We start from the raw sequence: 20516 nt of genomic DNA, 5'->3' as shown, positions 1-20516 counted from the left end.
AAAACGGCGCCTGCCCGGACTGGTCCGGCAGGCACCCGCCCCGGCTAGAGCTTGCCGGCGAGGTGCAGGTCGAGATCCTCGAGCCGGTCCTGCCCCCAGAACCGCTGCTCGCCCACCACGTAGAAGGGCGAGCCGAAGACCCCGGCCTCGATTGCCGCCTCGAGGTTGGCGGCATAGGTCTCGGCACCGGTCAGCAGCCCGCTGTCGGCCAGCCCCGGATCAAAGCCCGCCTGTTCCAGAAGGTCGCGGATGACGTCATCCTGCGCGATATCGCGATCCTCGGCCCAGACCGCGCGGGGGAAGCTGTGCGCCAGCGCCCCCAGATCGCCGCCACCGGCATTCTGCGCCGCGATCAGCGCATAAGATGACGGCGCCATGTTGGTGGGAAAATGCGCCGGCTTGAGGTTGAGCGGCTTGCCCAACCGCTTGGCGCGGCGCTCCATGTCCTGCAAACGGTAGACCTGCCGATTGGGGTGGCGGTCCTTGGGCGGGGTGCCGCCGGTGCGGGCGAAACAGGCCATGATATCGAACGGCCGGTAGGTGATGCTGGCGCCATGGCGGGCGGCGATCGCCTCGAGCTCGGTGCCGGCGAGATAGGTGAAAGGCGAGATTGTCGCCAGATAGTAGTCAATTTGTGTCATGTCGCGCTGTCCCCTGACAGTTGGGTTTTGCGGACCGTAACCGCGTGCTAAGCGAAGTCAACGTCACGAATCCTTTACTTTTCTTGCCCGGGATCTCACTCACATGCCGCAGCTCGTCGAACCTAAACTCATGTCCGGCAACGCCAATTTGCCACTGGCCCGCTCGATCGCCCGCCGGATGTCGATGCATCGCGGCATCAATGTCGATCTGGTGAATGCCCGCGTCGAGCGGTTCAATGATCAGGAAGTTTACGTCGAAGTCTACGAAAACGTGCGCGGCGAAGACATGTTTATCATCCAGCCGACATCGAACCCGGCGAATGACAACCTGATGGAACTCCTGATCATGGCCGATGCGCTGAAGCGGTCGTCGGCGGCGCGGATCACCGCCGTGATCCCCTATTTCGGCTATGCCCGCCAGGACCGCCGGTCCAAGGCCCGCACCCCGATCAGTGCCAAGCTGGTGGCCAACATGATCGTCGAGGCCGGCATCGAGCGGGTTCTGACGATGGACCTGCACGCCGCCCAGATCCAGGGCTTCTTCGACATTCCCGTCGACAACCTCTATGCCAGCCCGGTCTTTGCGCTGGACATCAAGAACCAGTTCAAGGGCAAGCTCAACGACATCATGGTGGTCTCGCCCGACGTCGGCGGCGTGGCCCGCGCCCGGGAACTGGCCAAGCGGATCAACGCGCCGCTGTCGATTGTCGACAAGCGCCGCGAAAAGGCCGGCGAAGTGGCCGAAATGACGGTGATCGGCGACGTCAAAGGCAAGAAATGCATCATCGTCGATGACATCTGCGACACCGCCGGCACGCTGTGCAAGGCCGCCGAAGTGCTGATCGAGGCCGGTGCCACCGAGGTGCATTCCTATATCTCGCACGGCGTCCTGTCCGGCCCGGCGGTCGAGCGGATTTCGAAATCGGTGATGAAATCGCTGGTCATCACCGATTCCATCGAGGCCACCGAGGCGGTGAAAAAGACCAAGAACATCCGCATCGTGCCCACGGCCCCGGTGTTTGCCCAGGCGATCCTGAACATCTGGAACGGCACTTCGGTTTCGTCGCTGTTCGATCACGAGACGCTGGAGCCGATCTACGAAGGCATTCTCTGAGCCGGAACCGCGGGTCGTCGTTTCCTTTTCGCGCCGGGGCACTAAGCTTTCTGGCATGAGTGACGCGACACCCGCCTTTGCCCCCCTGCCCCGCGCCGATGCCGCCGATGGCAGCCCCCGCCGTGTCGGGGTCGAGATCGAGTTGGGCGGACTGTCCGAGGCGCGGGTGGCAAAGATCGCGCAACAGGCCTTTGGCGGCACGCTCGCCCGGGGCAGCGGCCCGTCCTGGAAACTGGAAGACAGCCCGGTCGGCGCGCTCGATATCTATCTCGACACCTCGCTGCGCAAATCCGAGAAAAGCGCGCTGCGCGACGCGGCGATGGCCCTGGGCCGCGATATCATCCCGGTCGAAATCGTCACCGAACCGCTCGATCTTGACGGGCTGGCCCGGCTCAACAGGCTTCTGCCGCACCTGCGCGATGGCGGCGCGCGCGGCAGCAGCGCCGGGCTGGTGCTGGGCTTTGGCGTGCATTTCAACGTTCAGATCGCCTCGGACAGCATGGAGGACATCCGCCGCCCGCTGACCGCCTATGCCCTGCTCGAAGACTGGCTGCGCGCCGCCATGCCGATCGACGACACCCGCCGCATCCTGCCGTTCACCGCGCCCTACCCCACGACCTTCGTGCGCGCGCTTCTGGCGCTCCCCGAGAACGCGCCGCTCGCCGAGCTGGTCGATCTCTATGTCCAGCACAATCCGACCCGGAATCGCGGGCTCGACATGCTTCCTCTGTTCAAGCATCTCGCCCCCGACCACCTGGCCAGCGTCCAGACCGAAGCCACCTCGGCCCGGCCCACCTTTCATTTCCGGTTGCCCGATTGTCGCATCGACGAACCCGACTGGTCGCTGCTGACCGAATGGCAGCGCTGGCTGCTGGTCGAAAGGCTGGCCGAAGACCCGCGCCTGCTGGCCGCCATGGGTCGGGTCTGGCAGGCGGCGCACGGGCCGGTCACCCTGTCGCGCCGCACCTGGGCGCAGCGCTGCGGCGACCTGCTGATCGGCGCCGGTCTGGCCGAGGAGCCGATAACATGAGCCGACCGCTGATCGGAGTGACCACCTCGCGCCGCTCGGGATGGCGGATCTTTCCTCTGGTCGCGCTCAACGTGTGGCTGGCAGGCGGCCGGGCGACCCGTTGGGTCGCCGGCCGCGATGCCGATATCGACAGGGTCGACGGCATCATCATCGGCGGCGGCGACGATATCTCGCCCGACCTCTACGGCGGCCGGCTGGTCACGTCGGCCCGGCTCGACCCGGACCGCGACGCGCTGGAGCGACGGCTGGTCTGCGCGGCGTTCGAGCATGACAAACCGGTGCTCGGCATCTGCCGCGGCTCGCAGATGCTGAACGTGGCGCTTGGCGGCACACTGCACCAGGACGCCTATGGCGTCTATACCGCCTCCAAACGGGTCTGGACCATCCTGCCGCGCAAGACGGTGAAAATCTGCGCCGAGACCAGGCTGGCCGGGGTCTCGGGCCTGAAACCGATGCAGATCAACGCCCTGCATTCGCAGGCGGTGGACACCCTGGGCGCAGGGCTGCAAGTGGCCGCCCGCGATCTCGGCGGCATGGTGCAGGCGGTCGAGCGCATCGCCGATCCCTTCGCGCTTGGCGTGCAATGGCACCCCGAACACCTGTTCTACGCCCGAAGGCAGCGGGCGATCTTTCGCGCCCTGGTCACCGCCGCCCGCGCGCGTCACGAGCATCGCGGCCAGATCGAGGACGTGCGGCGCGAGGTCGAGATGGTCACCGAGTAGCTTACCGGCTTCACCTTCGCTCGCACATTCGCTAGACCGAGCCGGACCCAATACGACAGCGGAAGAAGCCCCATGGCACTGGACAAGACATTCGACGCGAACTCCGCCGAAACGCGGATCTACGAGGCTTGGGAAAAGATCGGCGCCTTCCGCGCCGGGGCCAACGCCAAGGACGGCGCCTCGACCTATGCGATCATGATCCCGCCGCCGAATGTCACCGGCGTGCTGCACATGGGCCATGCCTTCAACAACACCTTGCAGGACATCCTGATCCGCTGGAAACGCATGCAGGGCTATGACACGCTCTGGCAGCCCGGCACCGACCACGCCGGCATCGCCACGCAGATGGTCGTCGAACGCAAACTCGCCGAGGAAGGCAAGCCGCCGCGCCGCGACTGGGACCGCGAGGATTTCACCGCCGAGATCTGGAAGTGGAAGAAGACCTCGGGCAACACCATCTTCCAACAGTTGAAGCGCCTCGGCGCCTCCTGCGACTGGGACCGCGCGGCCTTTACCATGTCGGGCGCGCCGAATGCGCCCGCCGGCGAAGAGGGCAATTTCCACGACGCGGTGATCAAGGTCTTTATCGACATGTACGACAAGGGGCTGATCTATCGCGGCAAGCGGCTGGTCAACTGGGATCCGCATTTCGAGACCGCGATCTCGGACCTCGAGGTCGAGAACATCGAGACCCCGGGCCACATGTGGCACTTCAAGTATCCGCTGGCCGGCGGCGAGACCTATGAATACGTCGAGAAGGACGAAGACGGCAACGTCACCCTGCGCGAGACCCGCGACTATATCTCGATCGCCACCACCCGGCCGGAAACCATGCTGGGTGACGGTGCGGTCGCGGTGCACCCCTCGGACGCGCGGTATGCGCCGATCGTCGGCAAGCTCTGCGAAATCCCCGTCGGGCCGAAAGAGCACCGCCGGCTGATCCCGATTATCACCGATGAATACCCCGATCCCGATTTCGGCTCGGGCGCGGTCAAGATCACCGGCGCGCATGATTTCAACGACTATCAGGTGGCGAAACGCGGCGGCATCCCGATGTACCGGCTGATGGACACCCAGGGGCGGATGCGCGACGACGGTGACCCCTACGAGGAGGCGTCGGAGATTGCCATCGAGGTTGCCACCGGCGACCGCACGCTGAGCGAATCCGAGGCCGATGCCATCAACCTGGTGCCGGACGATCTGCGCGGTCTCGACCGGTTCGAGGCGCGCAAGCGGGTGGTGCAACAGATCACCGAGGAAGGCCTCGCGGTCATGGTCCCGGCCCCGCCGAACGAGGATGGCGAGACCTGTTTCGACGGCGGCATGATGCCCTATGTCGAGAACAAACCGATCATGCAGCCCTTCGGCGACCGCTCGAAAGTGGTGATCGAGCCGATGCTGACCGACCAGTGGTTCGTTGACACCGCCAAGATCGTTGGCCCGGCGCTCGACGCGGTGCGCGATGGCACCGTCAGGATCCTGCCTGAAAGCGGCGAAAAGACCTATTTCAACTGGCTCGAGAACATCGAACCCTGGTGCATCTCGCGCCAGCTCTGGTGGGGGCACCAGATCCCGGTCTGGCACACCCCGGGCCTCGGCGACAAATGGCGCTCGTTCTGCGCCGCCACCGAGGAAGAGGCGCTGGCGCAGATGCACGCGACCTTTGGCGACGACGCCGAATTCCTCCTGGTCGAGGACGAGAAAGCCGCCGTTGACCTGCTGGCCGAGACCATTCGCACCGATCCCGACCTGACCGGCGTCGACCAGCGCCACCGGCCGCAGGCGATCCCGGTGTTCCGCGACCCGGACGTGCTCGACACCTGGTTCTCGTCGGGCCTCTGGCCGATCGGCACCCTGGGCTGGCCCGAAGACACCGAGGCGCTGCGCAAATACTTCCCGACCTCGACGCTGATCACCGGCCAGGACATCATCTTCTTCTGGGTCGCCCGGATGATGATGATGCAGCTCGCCGTGGTGGATGAAATCCCCTTCGACACCGTCTACCTGCACGGCCTGGTGCGCGACGCCAAGGGCAAGAAGATGTCGAAGAGCACCGGCAACGTGGTCGATCCACTGGACATCGTCGAGGAATATGGCGCCGATGCCCTGCGATTCACCAATGCCGCCATGGCCTCGCTCGGCGGCGTGCTCAAGCTCGACATGCAAAGGATCGCCGGCTACCGCAACTTTGGCACCAAGCTCTGGAACGCCGCCCGCTTTGCCGAGATGAACGACGCCACCGGCTCGGACGGCGTGGTCCCGGAAGCTTCGGCCATGGTCAACAAGTGGATTATCGGCGAGACCGCTCGGGTCCGCGAGGTGGTGGATCAGGCGCTCGAAGACTTCCGCTTCAACGACGCCGCCCAGGCGCTTTATGCCTTTGTCTGGGGCAAGGTCTGCGACTGGTACGTCGAATTCTCCAAGCCACTGCTGCTTGACGGGGACGACGCGACCAAGGCCGAGACACAGAAGGTCATGGGCTGGGTCATCGACCAATGCCTGATCCTGCTGCATCCGATCATGCCCTTCATTACCGAAGAGCTCTGGGGCACCCTGGCCGAGCGGCAGAAGATGCTGGTGCATGCCGACTGGCCGACCTATGGCAGCGGCCTGATCGACCCCGAGGCCGACCGCGAGATGAACTGGGTGATCGAGGTGATCGAGACCACCCGCTCGGTCCGGGCCCAGATGCATGTGCCGGCCGGCCTGCATGTGCCGATGCTGGTGACCGAGATGGACAACCTCGCCCGCGACGCCTGGGCGCGCAACGACACGCTGATCAAACGCCTGGCGCGGATCGACAGTCTGAGCGCCGTCGAAGGCTTCCCCAAGGGCTGCGCCACCCTGCCGGTCAGCGGCGCCACCTTTGGCCTGCCCCTGGCCGAGATCATCGATGTCGATGCTGAAAAGGCGCGGCTGGAAAAGACCCTCGGCAAGCTCGCCAAGGAGCTCGGCGGGCTGCGCGGCCGGCTGAACAACCCGAAATTCGCGCAGAGCGCGCCGGACGAGGTGGTCGAGGAAACCCGCGCCAACCTTGCCGCCCGCGAAGAGGAAGAAGCCAAGCTCAAGGATGCGCTCGCCCGGTTGAGCGAACTCTGAGCGAGGAATTGCGAAACAGGGGGCGGGCGGTCGCTCGCCCCCTGGCTTCGGGGCAGCATCGCGTCCCGCACCACACCGCCGCGGACCTGATCCGGGGCCTCACCGCTAGCTTGCCCGCCCTTTTCGCCCGTCAGCCCGTCAATTGCACGTCGATGGTGGCGTCGAGCGAGCTGGCCAGCGACAGGAACCGCGCCTCCGCCACTTCGCCGTAGAGCGGCCAGGCACCCTCGGACAGCCGCAGGCTCAGCACCCGCTTCTTGGGCCGCCAGCCCAGCTCGCCGATGTGGCCGCCTTCCGACATCCAGAGCATCGCCCCGAACCGCATCGCCTTGCCGAGAATCTCGGCCTCGCGCTGCTCTTTCTCCTCGAGAATGGGAAACAGATCCTCGAACCGGGTGCCGGAACGCTTGTTCTTGTAGCGGTGCAGCAGCGCCAGCCCCAGGAACACCCGTTCCCAGTGGCTGAGCCCGCCCAGGTTGGCGCGGGTAGCATTGTCGAAACAGGTCTCGGCGCGATAGTCGGGATGCGCCCGCCAGCTCACGTCATGCAACAGGCAGGCAGCCTGCACCAGCCGCAGCTTGGCTGGTTTGGCATTGGCAAAGAGCGGCAGGATGAATTCATAGAGATCGCGGCCAAAGCCCGGCAGCCGCGCATCCTTGGCCTCGGCAAAGAGACAGGCCTCGATCAGCGGATCGCGGTCGCGCAGCTGCTGCGGCATCTGCTCATAGAGCAGCCCCTCGCGGATGCCATAGCTCGACACCGCGATATCCTTGGGGCGGAAGGTCTGCACCAGCCGTTTCAGCACCTCGACCGCATAGGGCACCAGCGCCATCCGCGACGACGACAGGCCGCAAAGGCTGCGCAGCTCCTCCAGATCCCAGCCGGCGATGTATTTCGCCGTCTCGCGTACCGCGCTGGTGGTCATGCGGTATTCGTGCTGCACATGCAGCGGATAGCCGCGCCGCTCCATGTCGATCCGGGCAATCGCGCGCCACGAGCCGCCGACAAGGAACAGCCGGTTCGACTGCGGCCCCATGCGGGTGTGCAGGTCTTCCATCACCGACTTGATCTGCGCCTTGCGGCCCTTGGCACCGCCCTTGACGTCGCGCAGCTTCAGCGGCCCGAGCGGCGATGTCACCCGCTTGCCGACAACGCCATCGTTGATCTCGGCCAGTTCCATCGACGAGCCGCCGATATCGCAGACCAGCCCGTAAGAGCCCGGCCAGCCCAGCAGCACCCCCTGCGCCGACAGCCGCGCTTCCTCCTCGCCGTCGATGACATGGATTTTCAGCCCGGTTTCGCGCAGCACCTGGTCGCAGAAATCCGGCCCGTCCTGCGCATCGCGCACCGCGGCGGTGGCGACGGCGGTCAGCGGAGGCAGATCCATGCCGCGGGCGAGGTACTGGAACCGGCGCAGCGCCGAAAGCGCCCGACGGCGGCCTTCGGGGTTCAGCGCCCCCGATTCCGCCATGCCGGCGCCCAGCCCGCACATGATCTTTTCGTTGTAGAAATACGCCGGTGAACGCGCGGCGCCGTCAAACACCACCAATCGGACCGAGTTCGACCCGATATCGACCACCCCGACGCGCGCCAGGCGGCGGGCGCTGGGATCGTCGAACAGGGCGCGGCCGAAAGGCCCGTGATCCTGACCGGAACCTTCGCGTGATACGTCCATGATATTCCCCGGCGTTTTCCCCATATGGCCCAGCATGCGGGCTGCGGTCAACGCCGGGGCGGGGTTTTCTCTGTCGCCCGGCCGGTCAGAAACCCGGTCAGAAAACCTGACGCTGCGGCAACCGGAACGCTGCGCCTGCCGGGTGTCGATCCGGGCGTCTGCGGCGGTGCTCCCGGGGCCGGCGGCGGGCCCGCCGCCGGGGTCGCGGGCATCGGCCCGGGCCGCCGGCGCGGGCGGCGACGACGGCGCATCGCCACGAAGATCGCCAGCAGGATCACCAGCGCCAGCACCAGCGAGATCCCGGCCACGACCAAGGCCGCGCCGGGGCCACCGACGCTCGGCTCAAGCGCCAGAAAGAGACCGATGCAGGCAAAGGTCAGGGTGATCCCGAGAAACGCCACCACCAGCAACCCGGCCGCCAGCCCCAGGGTAGCTTGCCGGATGATCCTGCGGGACTTGAGCGCCAGGAACTCCGTCACCAGATGCATCAACCCGCCCCCGAGGCTCATTTCCGCCCCAGAAGCCCCGACAGGATGACCCCGGCTGCAAAGGCCAGTCCGACCGTCGCCAGCGGGTTGGAGCGGATGTGCTCTTCGGTCATCTGCCGCATCCGCGCGCCTTCATTGCGAGCCTGATCATAGAGCGCCCGCGCCTCGGCCGAGAGATGCTCGATCTCGGTGCCGGCGCGGTCGACGCCGGATTGCACCTGCTCGCGCACAGTGCCGCCCGCCATGGTGGCGAGGGTTTCGATGTCGCGGCGCGCGACTTCGAGTTGCTGTTCGAGTTCTTCCTTGGTGGCCATGTCTTTCTCCGCTGCAAAAGTGCGGCACCATGATCGGCACCGCGCCTGTGTTTCTGTGGTTCGGGGCGGGCCCGGCTGGCCGTCCCCTGGCTAAGCTTTGCATCGGCCCCGTGCCCCGAAAGGCAGGCAGCGCCGGCGCCAGGATAACCGCCCAGATCCACACCGGGTTCCGCGGCGATCCGACCTCGTCACGCCTGACCGCGCATATCCGCGCCACTCGGGGCAGTCATCTCCTTGCTGCGGAGGTAGGCCGGCGGCCGAACCGGTCAAGGCGGGCCGGCCCAGCGCCTGCGGTATTGCAGAACAGGCAGGGGCCCTTGGTTGTCGGCCGGCGGCAAGGCCCGGGCCAGACAGGGGTTTTCGCTTTTAGCGGGAAATGATTTCTAGGGTGACGCCGCAGAGATGCACCTGATAGCTTGCAGGAATCGCAGTGCTACAAGGAGCCTTGCAATGGCATTTTTCGATCCACTATTCAATTTGATCAATGACTTGACCTGGGGTTGGGCTCTGGTTCCCATTCTGGTGGTCTTTGGCGGATTTTTTACCATCGCCAGCGGTTTTATCCAGTTCCGCTTCTTCCGCCGGATGTTCGGCGTTCTGACCGGCGACGACGATTCTTCCGATCCCTCCAAGATCAGCGCACGTGAGGCGCTTTTCGTTTCGGTCGGCGGCCGGGTCGGCGGCGGCAATATCGCCGGCGTCGCCGTGGCGATCTCGCTCGGCGGGCCGGGCGCGGTGTTCTGGATGTGGATGATCGCACTGGTCGGCATGTGCACCTCGCTGATCGAATCCTCGCTCGCCCAGCTTTACAAACGCACAACGCCCGAGGGCAATTACCGCGGCGGTCCGGCGCGCACCATCCTGTATGGCCTGGGCGTGCAATACCGCTGGCTGGCGGTGGTTTATGCGGTCTGCCTGATTGCCTCTTTCGCCTTTGGCTTCAACGCGTTCCAGGGCAACACCGTGGCTGGCGCGGCGCTCGACAGCATGGAAATTCCGCGGATGTACACCGGCATTGCGCTGGCCATCTTTACCGGCTTCATCATCTATGGCGGCATTCACCGCATCGCCAAGGCCGCCGACGTGATCATCCCGATCATGGCATTGAGCTATATCGCCATGGCGCTGATCGTCATCGTGCTCAACATCACCAGCCTGCCGGCGGTGATCTGGGACATCGTCGCCAATGCGCTCGGCTTCCGCGAGGCGGTGGCAGGCGGCATGGGCGCGGCGCTGGCCCAGGGTTTGCGGCGCGGGCTGTTCTCGAACGAGGCCGGCCTGGGCTCGGCCCCGAACGTGGCGGCCACGGCCTATGTCAAGCACCCGGTGAGCCAGGGCATCGTACAGAGCCTGTCGGTCTTTATCGACACGATGATCATCTGCTCCTGCACCGCCTTCGTGATCCTGCTCAGCGATGTCTATCAGCCCGGCGCGGAAAGCGTTGACGGCGTGGCGCTGACCCAGCAGTCGCTGGTCGATCATGTGGGCGCCTGGTCGCAGTATTTCCTGACCTTCGCGATCCTGCTCTTCGCCTTTTCGTCGATCATGTACAATTACTACCTCGGCGAAAACGCCCTGACCTTCATGACCGGCAATCCGATGGCGGTGCATGTGCTGCGGGCGGCGATCGTGGCCATCGTCTTTCTCGGCGCGGTGGCGCCCGGGGCGACGGCGGTCTTTGCCTTCTCGGATCCGATGATGGGCATTCTGGCGGTGGTCAACCTGATGGCGCTGATGATGCTGTTTCCGGTGGCGCTGCGGATTATCACCGATTTCCGCGACCAGTTGAAACAGGGCATCGTCAAGCCGGTCTTCGACCCGGCGAAGTTCCCCGATCTCGACACCGATCCGAGCGCCTGGCCGGACGCCCCCGCCGCGCAGGCGGCGCCGGCCGGCGCCCGGCCCGCCCCGGCGGAATAACCCGATGCGATCCGGGCCGGCGCGGGCGGACCTGCGCCGGCCTTTTCATACCTGCCATGCGGTGACCGCATGACACCGCATGACAAATTTGACAAATCGCTCCCGGCTTCGGACAAGTCCCCTGTCTTTCCAAAAACCGCGAGACCGACATGACCGCCTCCGAGACCGCGCCCGCCACCTCCCCCATCGGCAGCTTCGAGAAATGGCTCTCTCTCTGGGTCGCGCTGGCGCTTGGCGCGGGGCTGGCGCTGGGCAGCCTTGTGCCCGGCCTGTTCCAGCTTCTGGCGGCGGCCGAGGTTGCGCGGGTCAATCTGGTGATCGCGGTGCTGATCTGGGCGATGGTCTATCCGATGATGGTCGGCGTCGATTTCGGCGCCCTGGGCCAGATCGGCGACCGGCCCAAGGGGCTGGTGGTGACGCTGGTGGTGAACTGGCTGATCAAGCCCTTCACCATGGCCGGGCTTGGCGTGCTGTTCTTTCACTATGTCTTTGCCGGGCTGATCCCGCCCGAGGATGCCCAGGCCTATCTTGCCGGGGTGATCCTGCTGGGGGCGGCGCCCTGTACCGCGATGGTCTTTGTCTGGTCGGAACTCACCCGGGGCGATCCGACCTATACGCTGGTGCAGGTGAGCCTGAACGACGTGGTGATGATCTTTGCCTATGCCCCGATCGTCGCCGTGCTGCTGGGCGTCACCGACATCCCGGTGCCCTGGGAGACGCTGCTGCTGTCGGTCGGGCTTTACGTGGTGATCCCGCTGGCGGCCGGCATGCTGACCCGGCAGGCCCTTGTACGGCGCGGCGGCGAGGCGGCGGTCGAGGCGTTCAAGGCACGGGTCAAGCCGGGATCGGTGATCGGGCTGCTTCTGACGGTGGTGCTGCTCTTTGGCTTTCAGGGCCACGTCATCCTCGACCGGCCGCTGGTGATCGCGATGATCGCGGTGCCGCTGCTGATCCAGACCTACGGCATCTTTGTCATTGCCTATGGCGCGGCGATTGCCTGGAAGCTGCCGTTCAACGTCGCCGCGCCCTGCGCGATGATCGCCACCTCGAATTTCTTCGAGCTTTCGGTGGCGGTGGCGATCAGCCTGTTTGGCCTTGGTTCCGGCGCGGCGCTGGCGACGGTGGTCGGCGTGCTGGTGGAAGTGCCGGTGATGCTGTCGCTGGTGGCCGTGGCGAACCGGACGCGGCACTGGTTTCCGGGGTAGGCGGAGCGGAAAAGCTGCCGTACGCCCTCAGTCCTCGGTATGGGTCAGCACCGGCACATCCGACGCCCCGGCGGAACCGCGACCGGAAAGCGACGGGTTTTCCATGAAGAACCGGTGGCAATTGAAGGCAAATTCGCCCTCCGACAGAACCGGGCGGTGAAACGTCCCGTCCGGTCGCATCACCCAGCTCTGCGCCACGTCCGCGAGGTTGGCGGCCATGATCTGTTCGGTGATCTGCGCCTTGACGGTGGGGTTCTTCGCTTCCACCAGCGTCTCGATCCGACGATTGAGGTTGCGGCCCATCCAGTCGGCCGAAGACAGGAACACGCGGCTTTTCTCGGACGGCAGCCCGCCGCCGTTGCCGAAACAGACAATGCGTGAATGCTCGAGGAACCGGCCGACGATGCTCTTGACCCGAATGTTCTCGCTCAGACCGGCCACCCCGGGCTTCAGCCCGCAGATCCCCCGGATCACAAGGCTGATCTTCACACCCGCCTGGCTGGCGGCATAAAGCGCGTCGATGATATCGGGCTCGATCACCGAATTCATCTTGGCCCAGATCGCCGCCGGCTTGCCCTGACGCGCATGCGCCGCCTCGGCCTCGATCATCGCCAGCAGGTCGGTCTTCATGTCATGCGGCGAGATCGAGATGTTGCGCAGGTCGAGCGGCCTTGCGTAGCCCGAAACGTAATTGAACACCTTGGTGGCATCGAGGCCAAGATCGGTGTCGCAGGTGAAGAAGCTGAGATCGGTGTAGATGCGGGCGGTGATCGGGTGGTAATTGCCGGTGCCGTAATGGGTATAGGTCACCAGATCCTTGCCCTCGCGCCGCACCACGGTGGAGATCTTGGCGTGGGTCTTCCATTCGAGAAAGCCATAGACCACATGCGCGCCCGACCGTTCCAGCCGCCGCGACTGGCGGATATTGGCAGCCTCGTCAAAGCGCGCCTTGAGCTCGACCAGAGCGGTGACCGATTTGCCATCCTCTGCGGCCTCGCAGAGCGCGCCGACGATGGGCGAATTCTTCGAGGTGCGATAGAGCGTCTGCTTGATCGCCACGACGTCGGGATCGCGCGCCGCCTGTTGCAGAAAGCGCACCACCATGTCGAAGGTCTCGTAGGGATGATGCAGCAGCATGTCCTTCCGGCGGATCGCGGCGAACATGTCGCCATCGTGGTCCTGCACCCGTTCCGGCACGCGGGGCGTGAACGATGGCCAGAGCAGGTCCGGCCGGCTGTCGAGCACCAGCTCGCGCAGGTCGGCGACCCCCAACATACCGTCGAGCTCGATGATCTCGTCGTCTTGCACATGCAGCTCGCGTTTGACCACATCGAGCAGCCGTTGCGGCGCCCCGCGCGACACGGTGAGCCGCACCACCTCGCCGCGACGGCGGCGCTTCAGCGCCACCTCGAATTCGCGCACCAGGTCTTCGGCCTCGTCCTCGACCTCGAGATCGCTGTCGCGCAGCACCCGGAAGAGGAAATGCGCCTTGAGCCGGTAACCGGGAAACAGGCTCTCGGTGTGCAGCAGCAGAAGCTGCTCCAGCGGCAGGAAGCGGCGTGTGCCATCGGGTGACGGCAGGCTGACAAACCGATCGGTCTGATGCGGGATCGGCAGCAGCGCCTTGAGCACCCGGCCATCGGAAACCCGCTCCAACTCGAGCGCGAGGCTGTAGCCGGTGTTGGGAATGAAGGGAAAGGGATGCGCCGGATCGATCGCCAGCGGCGACAGGATCGGAAAGACCTGCCGCAGGAACACGGTATCAAGGTGCTGCTTGTCGGAGAACTTGAGATCGACACGGTCGACGATCTCGATCCCCTGACCCTCCATTTCGCGGCGCAGCGCGGCCCAGGTCTCCTGTTGCGACGCCATCAGCCGGCGGGCATCCTCGCGGATCTGCACCAGCTGCTGTGCCGGGGTCAGCCCGTCATGCGAGGGCGCGGTATGGCCCTCCTTTTCAAGTTCCCGCAGGCCTGCGACCCGAACGGTGAAGAATTCATCGAGATTGGCAGCCGAGATCGACAGGAAGCGCAGCCGCTCCAGCAGCGGCACGCGCGGATTGCCGGCCTCTTCCAGCACGCGCCAGTTGAAGCCCAGCCAGCTCATCTCGCGGTTGACGAAACGGCCCGGCCCATCAAGGGCGTCTTCGGTCAGGGCCATGGACTCGGGAAAATCGGAATTGAGAAAATCGGCTTGTGTCATGGCGGGATCATCGGGCAGATCACGCGGCGCTTCCAGCCTTAATTCAACCTCTTGAGGCGCCCGGCAATCATTCTTCGCTGTCGTTCAGCCCGGCGACGGCGCGGCGCGCCATTTCGCGGCTCATCGGCTTGCCGGTGCCCATCGCCATATCGTCGAGCGTCGCCACAATCTTGCGCGCGACGTCGAAAGACCGCGGCGCGTGGCGCACGAGATAGGGGATCACATCGGGGTTGGGGCTGATCTGGCGGTCGGCGAACAGCTTGCCCAAGACCGCCCCCAAAAGCTCGTCATCGGGCGGGTTGAGCGAGATCACCTGCGTGCCCTGCACCCGGCTCTTGAGATCGGGCAGTTCGAGCGACCAATAGGCCGGCTCGAGCGTGGTGGTCAGAAGCAGCGCATGCCCCTCGGCCAGCACCAGATTGTGCAGGTGGAACATATGCGCCTCGGCGTCCTCGTTGCCGGCCGCGCTCTCGGCATCCTCGATGCAGAGCGGCGCCTGCGCCAGTTCGGCGACATTGACGTCGGGCAGGTCGACGGCGCGGATGATGCGCGCGCCCGACATCTCGGCCCAGACATGTGCCAGATGGGTCTTGCCGCTGCCATGCGCGCCCTTGAGCACCAGCTTGCGGTTGGGCCAGTCGCGCCAGGCGTCGATCATGCTCAGCGCCACGGCATTGGCCGGCGAGACGTAAAAATCCTCGCGTCCCAGCGCAGGCCGCGCCGTCAGATCGAACTTCAGTTGTCGCGTCATCAAAAATGCCTCGTGATCCAAAGGCCTAGTCATCAGACACCCCCCGGTACAATCGGCTGTCAAGATACTGCCGTGTGGCGAACCTGGCAATCACGCCCAGCGCCGCCGCGACCGGCACCGCAACCAGCATACCTACGAATCCGAACAGCGACCCGAAAACGCTTAGCGCCAGGAGGAGCCAGACCGGGTGTAATCCCACCGAGTCGCCTACCAGCTTGGGCGTCAGGAAATTGCCCTCAATTACTTGGCCTACAACAAAAATTAGCGCAACCGCGGCAATTTGCAACCAATCCCCCCAAAATTGGAACAGCGCCAGCCCCACGGCGAGCGCCCCGCCGACCAAGGCGCCGACGTAGGGGATGAAGGTGATCAGCCCGGCAATGAAGCCCACGATCAGCCCGAATTGCAGCCCCGCCAGCATCAGCGCCACGGCGTAATAGGTGCCGAGGATCAGGCAGACCATCCCCATGCCACGGATGAAACTGGCCAGCGTCCTGTCGATATCACGCGCCAGTTGACGGATCACCGGCGCATGATCGCGCGGCAGCAGATCGTCGATCCGGGCAACCATGCGATCCCAATCGACCAGCAGATAGACCGAGACAACCGGCACGATGACAAAGAGCAGCACCACGTTGATGATCGAGGCGGCGGAAGACAGTACTGTTTCCAGGAACTTGCCGCCATATTCCTGCACCCGCTCACCGATCGAGACCAGCGACTGCCTCACGGCGGATTCGGAATCCACCAGATCGGGAAAGCGCGAGACCAGGAAATCCTTGAGATTGGTAAAGAGCTGGGGCGCGATATTGACCAGATCCGCCGCCTGCCGCACCAGCGTCGGCACCACCAGCAGCGAGAGCAGCACAAAGACCACCATCGCCAGTACCGTGATGACCGCGACCGAGGCCGCCCGGCTCAGCCCGGCCCGCTCCAGCCGGTCGGCCACCGGATCGAGCAGATAGGCAATCGCCCCCCCGAGCACGAAGGGCAGGAGCACATCGCCCAGAAACCAGAGCACGACGGAAAAAACCACCGCCGCGACGCCCCAATATTTGAATTGTTCCCGTACCGGCAGGGCCATGTGGGCTTCCCCTTTAGTTTATCGATACATCGCCCGTCGCGAAGAGGGTTGCAAGAGCGACGGGGCGGGCGCGAAGCGGTGCGGCACGGGGAAAACGCCGCTTGCGCCAGCAGATTGCGGGGGAATGGGCGGTGCGGGGCCCCTGCCCCTTGCCATCGCTGCGCCCATGGCTCAAAACCGCTGCCAACCCCGGATTGCCAAAGGTCACGCGATGCGTCTCTCCCGCTACTTTCTTCCCGTCCTCAAGGAAAACCCCGCCGAGGCGCAGATCGTCAGCCACCGGCTGATGCTGCGGGCCGGCATGATCAAGCAGGCCAGCGCCGGGATCTATTCCTGGCTGCCGCTGGGCTTCAAGGTGCTGCGCAAGATCGAGCAGATCATCCACGAGGAACAGGCCCGCGCCGGCCATATCGCCATGCTGATGCCGACGATCCAGTCGGCCGAGCTCTGGCGTGAAAGCGGGCGTTATGACGATTACGGCGAAGAGATGCTGCGCATCCGCGATAGGCACGACCGCGACATTCTCTTTACCCCCACCGCCGAAGAGCTGATCACCGACATCTTCCGCGCCCATGTCGGCAGCTACAAGGATCTGCCGCTGACGCTCTATCAGATCCAATGGAAGTTCCGTGACGAGATCCGCCCGCGGTTCGGCGTGATGCGCGGCCGCGAGTTCCTGATGAAAGACGGCTACAACTTCGACCTCACCAAGGAAGACGCGCTGCATGCCTACAACCGCCACCTGGTGAGCTATCTGCGCACCTATGAACGCATGGGCCTGCAAGCCATCCCGATGCGCGCCGACTCCGGTCCGATCGGTGGCGACGACACCCATGAATTCCTGGTGCTGGCCGAGACTGGCGAGTCGGAGGTGTTTTACGACAGCGAGATCACCGATCTGAAATTCGGTGACCGCGAGATCGATTTCGACGATCACGCCGCCTGTCAGGCGGTGCTCGAGGAGTTCACCTCGCGCTATGCCCGCACCGACGAGACCCATGACGAGGCGCTTTTCAACCAGGTGCCCGAAGCGCGCCGCCGCACCGCGCGCGGCATCGAGGTCGGCCAGATCTTCTATTTCGGCACCAAGTATTCCGATGCCATGGGCGCGACCGTCACCGATGACGCCGGCACCAAGGTGCCGGTGCACATGGGCAGCCACGGCATCGGCGTCTCGCGCCTCCTGGGCGCGATCATCGAGGCCAGCCACGACGACAAGGGCATCATCTGGCCCGAGGGCGTGACGCCGTTCCACTGCGGCATCGTCAACCTCAAGCAGGGCGACGGTGAGGCCGACGCCGCCTGCGAGGCGCTTTACGCCTCGCTCAAGGCGCTGGGTCTCGACCCGCTCTACGACGACCGCAAGGAACGCGCCGGGGCGAAATTCGCCACGATGGACCTGATCGGCCTGCCCTGGCGGATCACCGTCGGACCGCGCGGGCTCAAGAACGGCGTGGTGGAACTGACCTCGCGCCGCACCGGCGAAAGCGAGGACCTGCCCCCCGAAGAGGCGGTCAAGCGCATCGCGGCGATTTACGCCGGCGCCGTCTGAGCACGACGAACAGTGAGGCGCCGCATCCCGGCGCCTCGCGGTTCCTGAGACCTTCCGACCACTGACGCGACCGCTGCGCAGCTTGCAGGGTAGAGGCCCCTATGCTTGATATCTTGGCCATTACCGGCGTGATCTTCGTGCTGATCGGCATCGGGTTTCTGTCGGTCCGGCTTGGCGTTTTCACCTCGACCGATATGGACGCGCTGGGCAAGTTCGTGATCAACCTCGCCTTGCCCGCGCTGATCCTGCGCGCTGTCTCGACCCGCCCCTTGGGCGAGATCGCCAACCTGGGCTACCTCGGCGCGGTGTTGTTCGGTTCGCTGGCGGTGTTTGCGCTGGGCTATCTCTGGACGCGGCGCGTCACCGGTGGAACGGTGCGGCAAAGCACCTTCGCCGCGATGGGGATGTCCTGTGCCAACAGCGGCTTCATCGGCTATCCCATCCTTCTGATGGCGCTGCCGGAGGTGGCGGCGACGGCGCTTGCCCTGAACATGATCGTCGAAAACCTTGTCATGATCCCGCTTGTCCTTGTGATGGCCGAACGGGCGGCGGGCGGTGATCTGACGGGCGGCAGACTGGTGCGGAAGATCGCCGCAAGGCTGGCGCGCAACCCCATCCTCATTGCCTTGGTGCTGGGGCTGGCGATCTCGGCATCGGGCATCACCCTGCCGGTGCTGATCGATCGCCCGATCGACATCCTGGCCTCCGCCAGTGCCGCGGTCTCGCTGGCGGTGATCGGCGGTTCGGTGGCCGCGCTGCGCCTGCGCACGGCGAGGGCATCGGTGTTTCACGTCGTGGCGGGCAAGTTGCTCGGCCATCCGGCGGCGGTGGCCCTGGGCCTGCTCCTCATGGCGGCACTGGGTCAGCGGGTGAGCGATCCTCTGCTGGCATCGGCTGCGGTGATCTTGGCCGCAACGCCGGCGATGGCCATCTATCCGATCCTGGCACAACGGTATGGTGACGACCGCAATGCCTCCCTGGCGATGCTGGTGATGACCGCCCTGTCATTTCTCACCATCAGCGCGATGCTGGCCATCGCGCTGCCCTGATGCGCGAGGAACGGCGCCGGGCCGCACTGCACCCCGCCTGCAACACCACGGACCCCGGTGTCGACCCGCCGCATTGCCCCGCCCCCGCCGATCCGCTACGCCTCTGATACCCTTCCCAGCCAAGGCCAAGTCTCATGAGCCGTATCATCGCGATTGACCTGGACGACGCCAACCTGCCGCCCCCCACCCCGGAGGTCGAACAGGAACGCAAGGTGGCGCTCTTCGATCTGATGGAGCAGAACTCCTTTGCCCTGCCCGCCCGCGAGGGCGCGGCGGTCCCGCCCGGGCCCTACCGGCTGACGCTCTGCATCCGCGACAAGCGGCTGGTCTTCGACCTGGACACCGAGGATCATCAGAAGGCGGCAGAGTTTCACCTGTCGCTCAGCCCCTTCCGGCAGGTGGTCAAGGATTACTTCCACATCTGCAAAAGCTACTTCGATGCGGTCAAGAAGCTGCCCGCCAGCCAGATCGAAACCATCGACATGGCCCGCCGGGGCATCCACAACGAAGGCGCGCGCATCCTTCAGGAAAGGCTCGAGGGCAAGGCCGAGCTCGACAATGACACCGCGCGCCGGCTGTTCACGCTGATCTGTGTCCTGCACTTCGGGGCCTGACCTGGTGACGCGCCCGCTGCCGCAATCCATCCTCTTCTGCTGCGATCACAACGCCGTCCGCTCGCCGATGGCCGAAGGCATCATGAAGAAATTCTACGGGCTCCAGACCTATGTGCAGTCGGTCGGCGTGCGCAACGATCTGGAGATCGACGGATTTGCCATCGCCGTCTGCCAGGAAATCGGGGTGGAACTCGACCGCCACCGCTCGCGCAGCTTCGACGAGCTGGAGCAGATGGGCGAGGCGTTGTCCTCTTTCGATCTGGTGGTCGCGCTCTCGCCCGCCAGCCAGCACCGGGCGCTGGAGCTGACGCGGTTTTTCCATCTGACGGTGGATTACTGGCCGATCATGGACCCGACCGCCCAGGGCGACACACGCGAAGCCAAGCTCGCCGCCTATCGCCAGACCCGCGATCAGATCGTCAACCAGCTCAAGGCCGATTGGGGCTCGGTCAGCGCATGACGCAGCTGCGGGTACTGACCGGCGCGGCGTTGGATGCGGCGCTCGACGATGTGGCCCGGCTGCGCATCGCCGTGTTTCGCGACTGGCCCTATCTCTATGACGGCGATCCGGCCTACGAGGCCGCCTATCTCGAGAGTTACCGCAACTCGGACCGCGCGATCCTTGTCGGCGCCTTTGACGGCACGCGGCTGATCGGCGCCGCCACCGGCACGCCGCTGGAGGACCACGCCGAGGAATTCCGGGCGGTGGCCGCCGCCCTGCCGGTGCCCCTGGCGCGCATCTTCTATTGCGCCGAGAGCGTGTTGCTGCCCGCGTATCGCGGCCGCGGCATCGGCCATGCCTTTTTTGACCGGCGCGAGCGCTTTGCCCGGGCACAGGGCTTTGACCACGCGCTGTTCTGCGCCGTGCGCCGGCCCGACGATCACCCCCTGCGGCCGGCGGGGTATCGCCCGTTCGACGGCTTCTGGCGCAAGCGTGGTTATGCGCCCGTGGCGGGGGCCGAGGCCTGGCTGGAATGGCAGGATATCGATCGGCCCGAGGCCACCGAAAAACCCTTGCAGGTCTGGATGCGCGCGCTCTGAGCCCTATATGTCATA

The 20516-nt window shown here is 65.3% G+C and carries 18 protein-coding genes; 11 read left to right on the top strand and 7 right to left on the bottom strand.

The genetic code is table 11. The features are described from left to right. Positions 1–44 precede the first annotated feature (44 nt). The gene (locus BMW90_RS12740) at positions 45–641 is read right to left on the bottom strand and encodes a 2-hydroxychromene-2-carboxylate isomerase (RefSeq protein ID WP_074836964.1); all 597 of its coding nucleotides are present in this window, start codon (positions 639–641) and stop codon (positions 45–47) included. Between the two features lie 103 nt (positions 642–744). On the opposite strand from BMW90_RS12740, the gene BMW90_RS12735 reads away from it, so the two are divergent. From BMW90_RS12735 to BMW90_RS12720, 4 genes are all read left to right on the top strand, one after another. Then, positions 745–1755: a ribose-phosphate pyrophosphokinase gene (locus BMW90_RS12735; protein ID WP_048529401.1), complete on the top strand. Its 1011-nt coding sequence runs from the start codon at positions 745–747 to the stop codon at positions 1753–1755. A gap of 55 nt (positions 1756–1810) precedes the next feature. Then, a complete protein-coding gene (locus BMW90_RS12730) occupies positions 1811–2785 on the top strand; it encodes an amidoligase family protein (RefSeq protein ID WP_074836963.1) in 975 nt (324 codons plus the stop codon). Beyond that, positions 2782–3507 carry a gamma-glutamyl-gamma-aminobutyrate hydrolase family protein gene (locus tag BMW90_RS12725; RefSeq protein WP_048529397.1) on the top strand — a complete coding sequence of 242 codons (726 nt, stop codon included), beginning with the start codon at positions 2782–2784 and terminating at the stop codon, positions 3505–3507. Before BMW90_RS12730 ends, BMW90_RS12725 begins: the two co-directional genes overlap by 4 nt. Positions 3508–3579: 72 nt before the next feature. Beyond that, positions 3580–6606, top strand: coding sequence for a valine--tRNA ligase (locus BMW90_RS12720; protein ID WP_074836962.1), 3027 nt, complete (start codon positions 3580–3582; stop codon positions 6604–6606). A gap of 130 nt (positions 6607–6736) precedes the next feature. Here BMW90_RS12720 and BMW90_RS12715 read toward each other — a convergent pair whose 3' ends face one another. From BMW90_RS12715 to BMW90_RS12705, 3 genes are read right to left on the bottom strand one after another with little or no spacing between them, the layout of a single operon-like run. Then, a complete protein-coding gene (locus BMW90_RS12715) occupies positions 6737–8281 on the bottom strand; it encodes a Ppx/GppA family phosphatase (RefSeq protein WP_074837032.1) in 1545 nt (514 codons plus the stop codon). A 47-nt stretch (positions 8282–8328) separates the two neighbouring features. Then, complete coding sequence (locus BMW90_RS12710; RefSeq protein WP_074836960.1) at positions 8329–8769, bottom strand: hypothetical protein; 441 nt, start codon at positions 8767–8769, stop codon at positions 8329–8331. A 17-nt stretch (positions 8770–8786) separates the two neighbouring features. Then, a complete protein-coding gene (locus BMW90_RS12705; RefSeq protein ID WP_048529388.1) occupies positions 8787–9083 on the bottom strand; it encodes an ElaB/YgaM/YqjD family protein in 297 nt (98 codons plus the stop codon). Between the two features lie 450 nt (positions 9084–9533). Between BMW90_RS12705 and BMW90_RS12700 the strand changes: the two genes are divergently transcribed. Further along, positions 9534–11003, top strand: a complete 1470-nt coding sequence (locus tag BMW90_RS12700; protein WP_074836958.1) for an alanine/glycine:cation symporter family protein — start codon at positions 9534–9536, stop codon at positions 11001–11003. A 149-nt stretch (positions 11004–11152) separates the two neighbouring features. Continuing rightward, positions 11153–12208: an ACR3 family arsenite efflux transporter gene (gene arsB / locus BMW90_RS12695; RefSeq protein ID WP_048529385.1), complete on the top strand. Its 1056-nt coding sequence runs from the start codon at positions 11153–11155 to the stop codon at positions 12206–12208. Between the two features lie 27 nt (positions 12209–12235). On the opposite strand, the gene BMW90_RS12690 is transcribed toward arsB, so the two are convergent. The 3 genes from BMW90_RS12690 to BMW90_RS12680 all read right to left on the bottom strand — a co-directional run bounded on the left by BMW90_RS12690 (position 12236) and on the right by BMW90_RS12680 (position 16245). Continuing rightward, positions 12236–14410, bottom strand: coding sequence for an RNA degradosome polyphosphate kinase (locus BMW90_RS12690; protein ID WP_074836956.1), 2175 nt, complete (start codon positions 14408–14410; stop codon positions 12236–12238). A gap of 67 nt (positions 14411–14477) precedes the next feature. After that, on the bottom strand, positions 14478–15161 hold the full coding sequence (locus BMW90_RS12685) for a P-loop NTPase family protein (protein ID WP_048533645.1): 684 nt from the start codon (positions 15159–15161) through the stop codon (positions 14478–14480). A 25-nt stretch (positions 15162–15186) separates the two neighbouring features. Continuing rightward, positions 15187–16245 carry an AI-2E family transporter gene (locus BMW90_RS12680; RefSeq protein WP_074836954.1) on the bottom strand — a complete coding sequence of 353 codons (1059 nt, stop codon included), beginning with the start codon at positions 16243–16245 and terminating at the stop codon, positions 15187–15189. Between the two features lie 211 nt (positions 16246–16456). Between BMW90_RS12680 and proS the strand changes: the two genes are divergently transcribed. The 5 genes from proS (at position 16457) to BMW90_RS12655 (ending at position 20501) form a co-directional block, all read left to right on the top strand. Further along, the gene (proS, locus tag BMW90_RS12675; RefSeq protein ID WP_074836952.1) at positions 16457–17797 is read left to right on the top strand and encodes a proline--tRNA ligase; all 1341 of its coding nucleotides are present in this window, start codon (positions 16457–16459) and stop codon (positions 17795–17797) included. Between the two features lie 101 nt (positions 17798–17898). Then, on the top strand, positions 17899–18846 hold the full coding sequence (locus BMW90_RS12670; RefSeq protein WP_048529379.1) for an AEC family transporter: 948 nt from the start codon (positions 17899–17901) through the stop codon (positions 18844–18846). Positions 18847–18980: 134 nt separating this feature from the next. Further along, a complete protein-coding gene (locus BMW90_RS12665; protein ID WP_074836950.1) occupies positions 18981–19460 on the top strand; it encodes a UPF0262 family protein in 480 nt (159 codons plus the stop codon). 4 nt (positions 19461–19464) lie between these two features. Further along, a complete protein-coding gene (locus BMW90_RS12660; protein WP_082154566.1) occupies positions 19465–19920 on the top strand; it encodes an arsenate-mycothiol transferase ArsC in 456 nt (151 codons plus the stop codon). Further along, positions 19917–20501: a GNAT family N-acetyltransferase gene (locus BMW90_RS12655; protein ID WP_074836948.1), complete on the top strand. Its 585-nt coding sequence runs from the start codon at positions 19917–19919 to the stop codon at positions 20499–20501. The genes BMW90_RS12660 and BMW90_RS12655 overlap by 4 nt, the downstream gene beginning before the upstream one ends. The last annotated feature ends 15 nt before the right edge of the window (positions 20502–20516 follow it).

The sequence above is a fragment of the Marinovum algicola genome (assembly GCF_900109145.1).
GTDB lineage: Bacteria > Pseudomonadota > Alphaproteobacteria > Rhodobacterales > Rhodobacteraceae > Marinovum > Marinovum algicola.
This window is presented reverse-complemented; position numbering and strand designations above follow the sequence as displayed.

Coding starts and splice junctions, on each gene's coding strand:
- BMW90_RS12740 (WP_074836964.1), bottom strand. CDS start 641: ATGACACAAATTGACTACTATCTGGCGACAATCTCGCCTTTCACCTAT.
- BMW90_RS12735 (WP_048529401.1), top strand. CDS start 745: ATGCCGCAGCTCGTCGAACCTAAACTCATGTCCGGCAACGCCAATTTG.
- BMW90_RS12730 (WP_074836963.1), top strand. CDS start 1,811: ATGAGTGACGCGACACCCGCCTTTGCCCCCCTGCCCCGCGCCGATGCC.
- BMW90_RS12725 (WP_048529397.1), top strand. CDS start 2,782: ATGAGCCGACCGCTGATCGGAGTGACCACCTCGCGCCGCTCGGGATGG.
- BMW90_RS12720 (WP_074836962.1), top strand. CDS start 3,580: ATGGCACTGGACAAGACATTCGACGCGAACTCCGCCGAAACGCGGATC.
- BMW90_RS12715 (WP_074837032.1), bottom strand. CDS start 8,281: ATGGACGTATCACGCGAAGGTTCCGGTCAGGATCACGGGCCTTTCGGC.
- BMW90_RS12710 (WP_074836960.1), bottom strand. CDS start 8,769: ATGCATCTGGTGACGGAGTTCCTGGCGCTCAAGTCCCGCAGGATCATC.
- BMW90_RS12705 (WP_048529388.1), bottom strand. CDS start 9,083: ATGGCCACCAAGGAAGAACTCGAACAGCAACTCGAAGTCGCGCGCCGC.
- BMW90_RS12700 (WP_074836958.1), top strand. CDS start 9,534: ATGGCATTTTTCGATCCACTATTCAATTTGATCAATGACTTGACCTGG.
- arsB (WP_048529385.1), top strand. CDS start 11,153: ATGACCGCCTCCGAGACCGCGCCCGCCACCTCCCCCATCGGCAGCTTC.
- BMW90_RS12690 (WP_074836956.1), bottom strand. CDS start 14,410: ATGACACAAGCCGATTTTCTCAATTCCGATTTTCCCGAGTCCATGGCC.
- BMW90_RS12685 (WP_048533645.1), bottom strand. CDS start 15,161: ATGACGCGACAACTGAAGTTCGATCTGACGGCGCGGCCTGCGCTGGGA.
- BMW90_RS12680 (WP_074836954.1), bottom strand. CDS start 16,245: ATGGCCCTGCCGGTACGGGAACAATTCAAATATTGGGGCGTCGCGGCG.
- proS (WP_074836952.1), top strand. CDS start 16,457: ATGCGTCTCTCCCGCTACTTTCTTCCCGTCCTCAAGGAAAACCCCGCC.
- BMW90_RS12670 (WP_048529379.1), top strand. CDS start 17,899: ATGCTTGATATCTTGGCCATTACCGGCGTGATCTTCGTGCTGATCGGC.
- BMW90_RS12665 (WP_074836950.1), top strand. CDS start 18,981: ATGAGCCGTATCATCGCGATTGACCTGGACGACGCCAACCTGCCGCCC.
- BMW90_RS12655 (WP_074836948.1), top strand. CDS start 19,917: ATGACGCAGCTGCGGGTACTGACCGGCGCGGCGTTGGATGCGGCGCTC.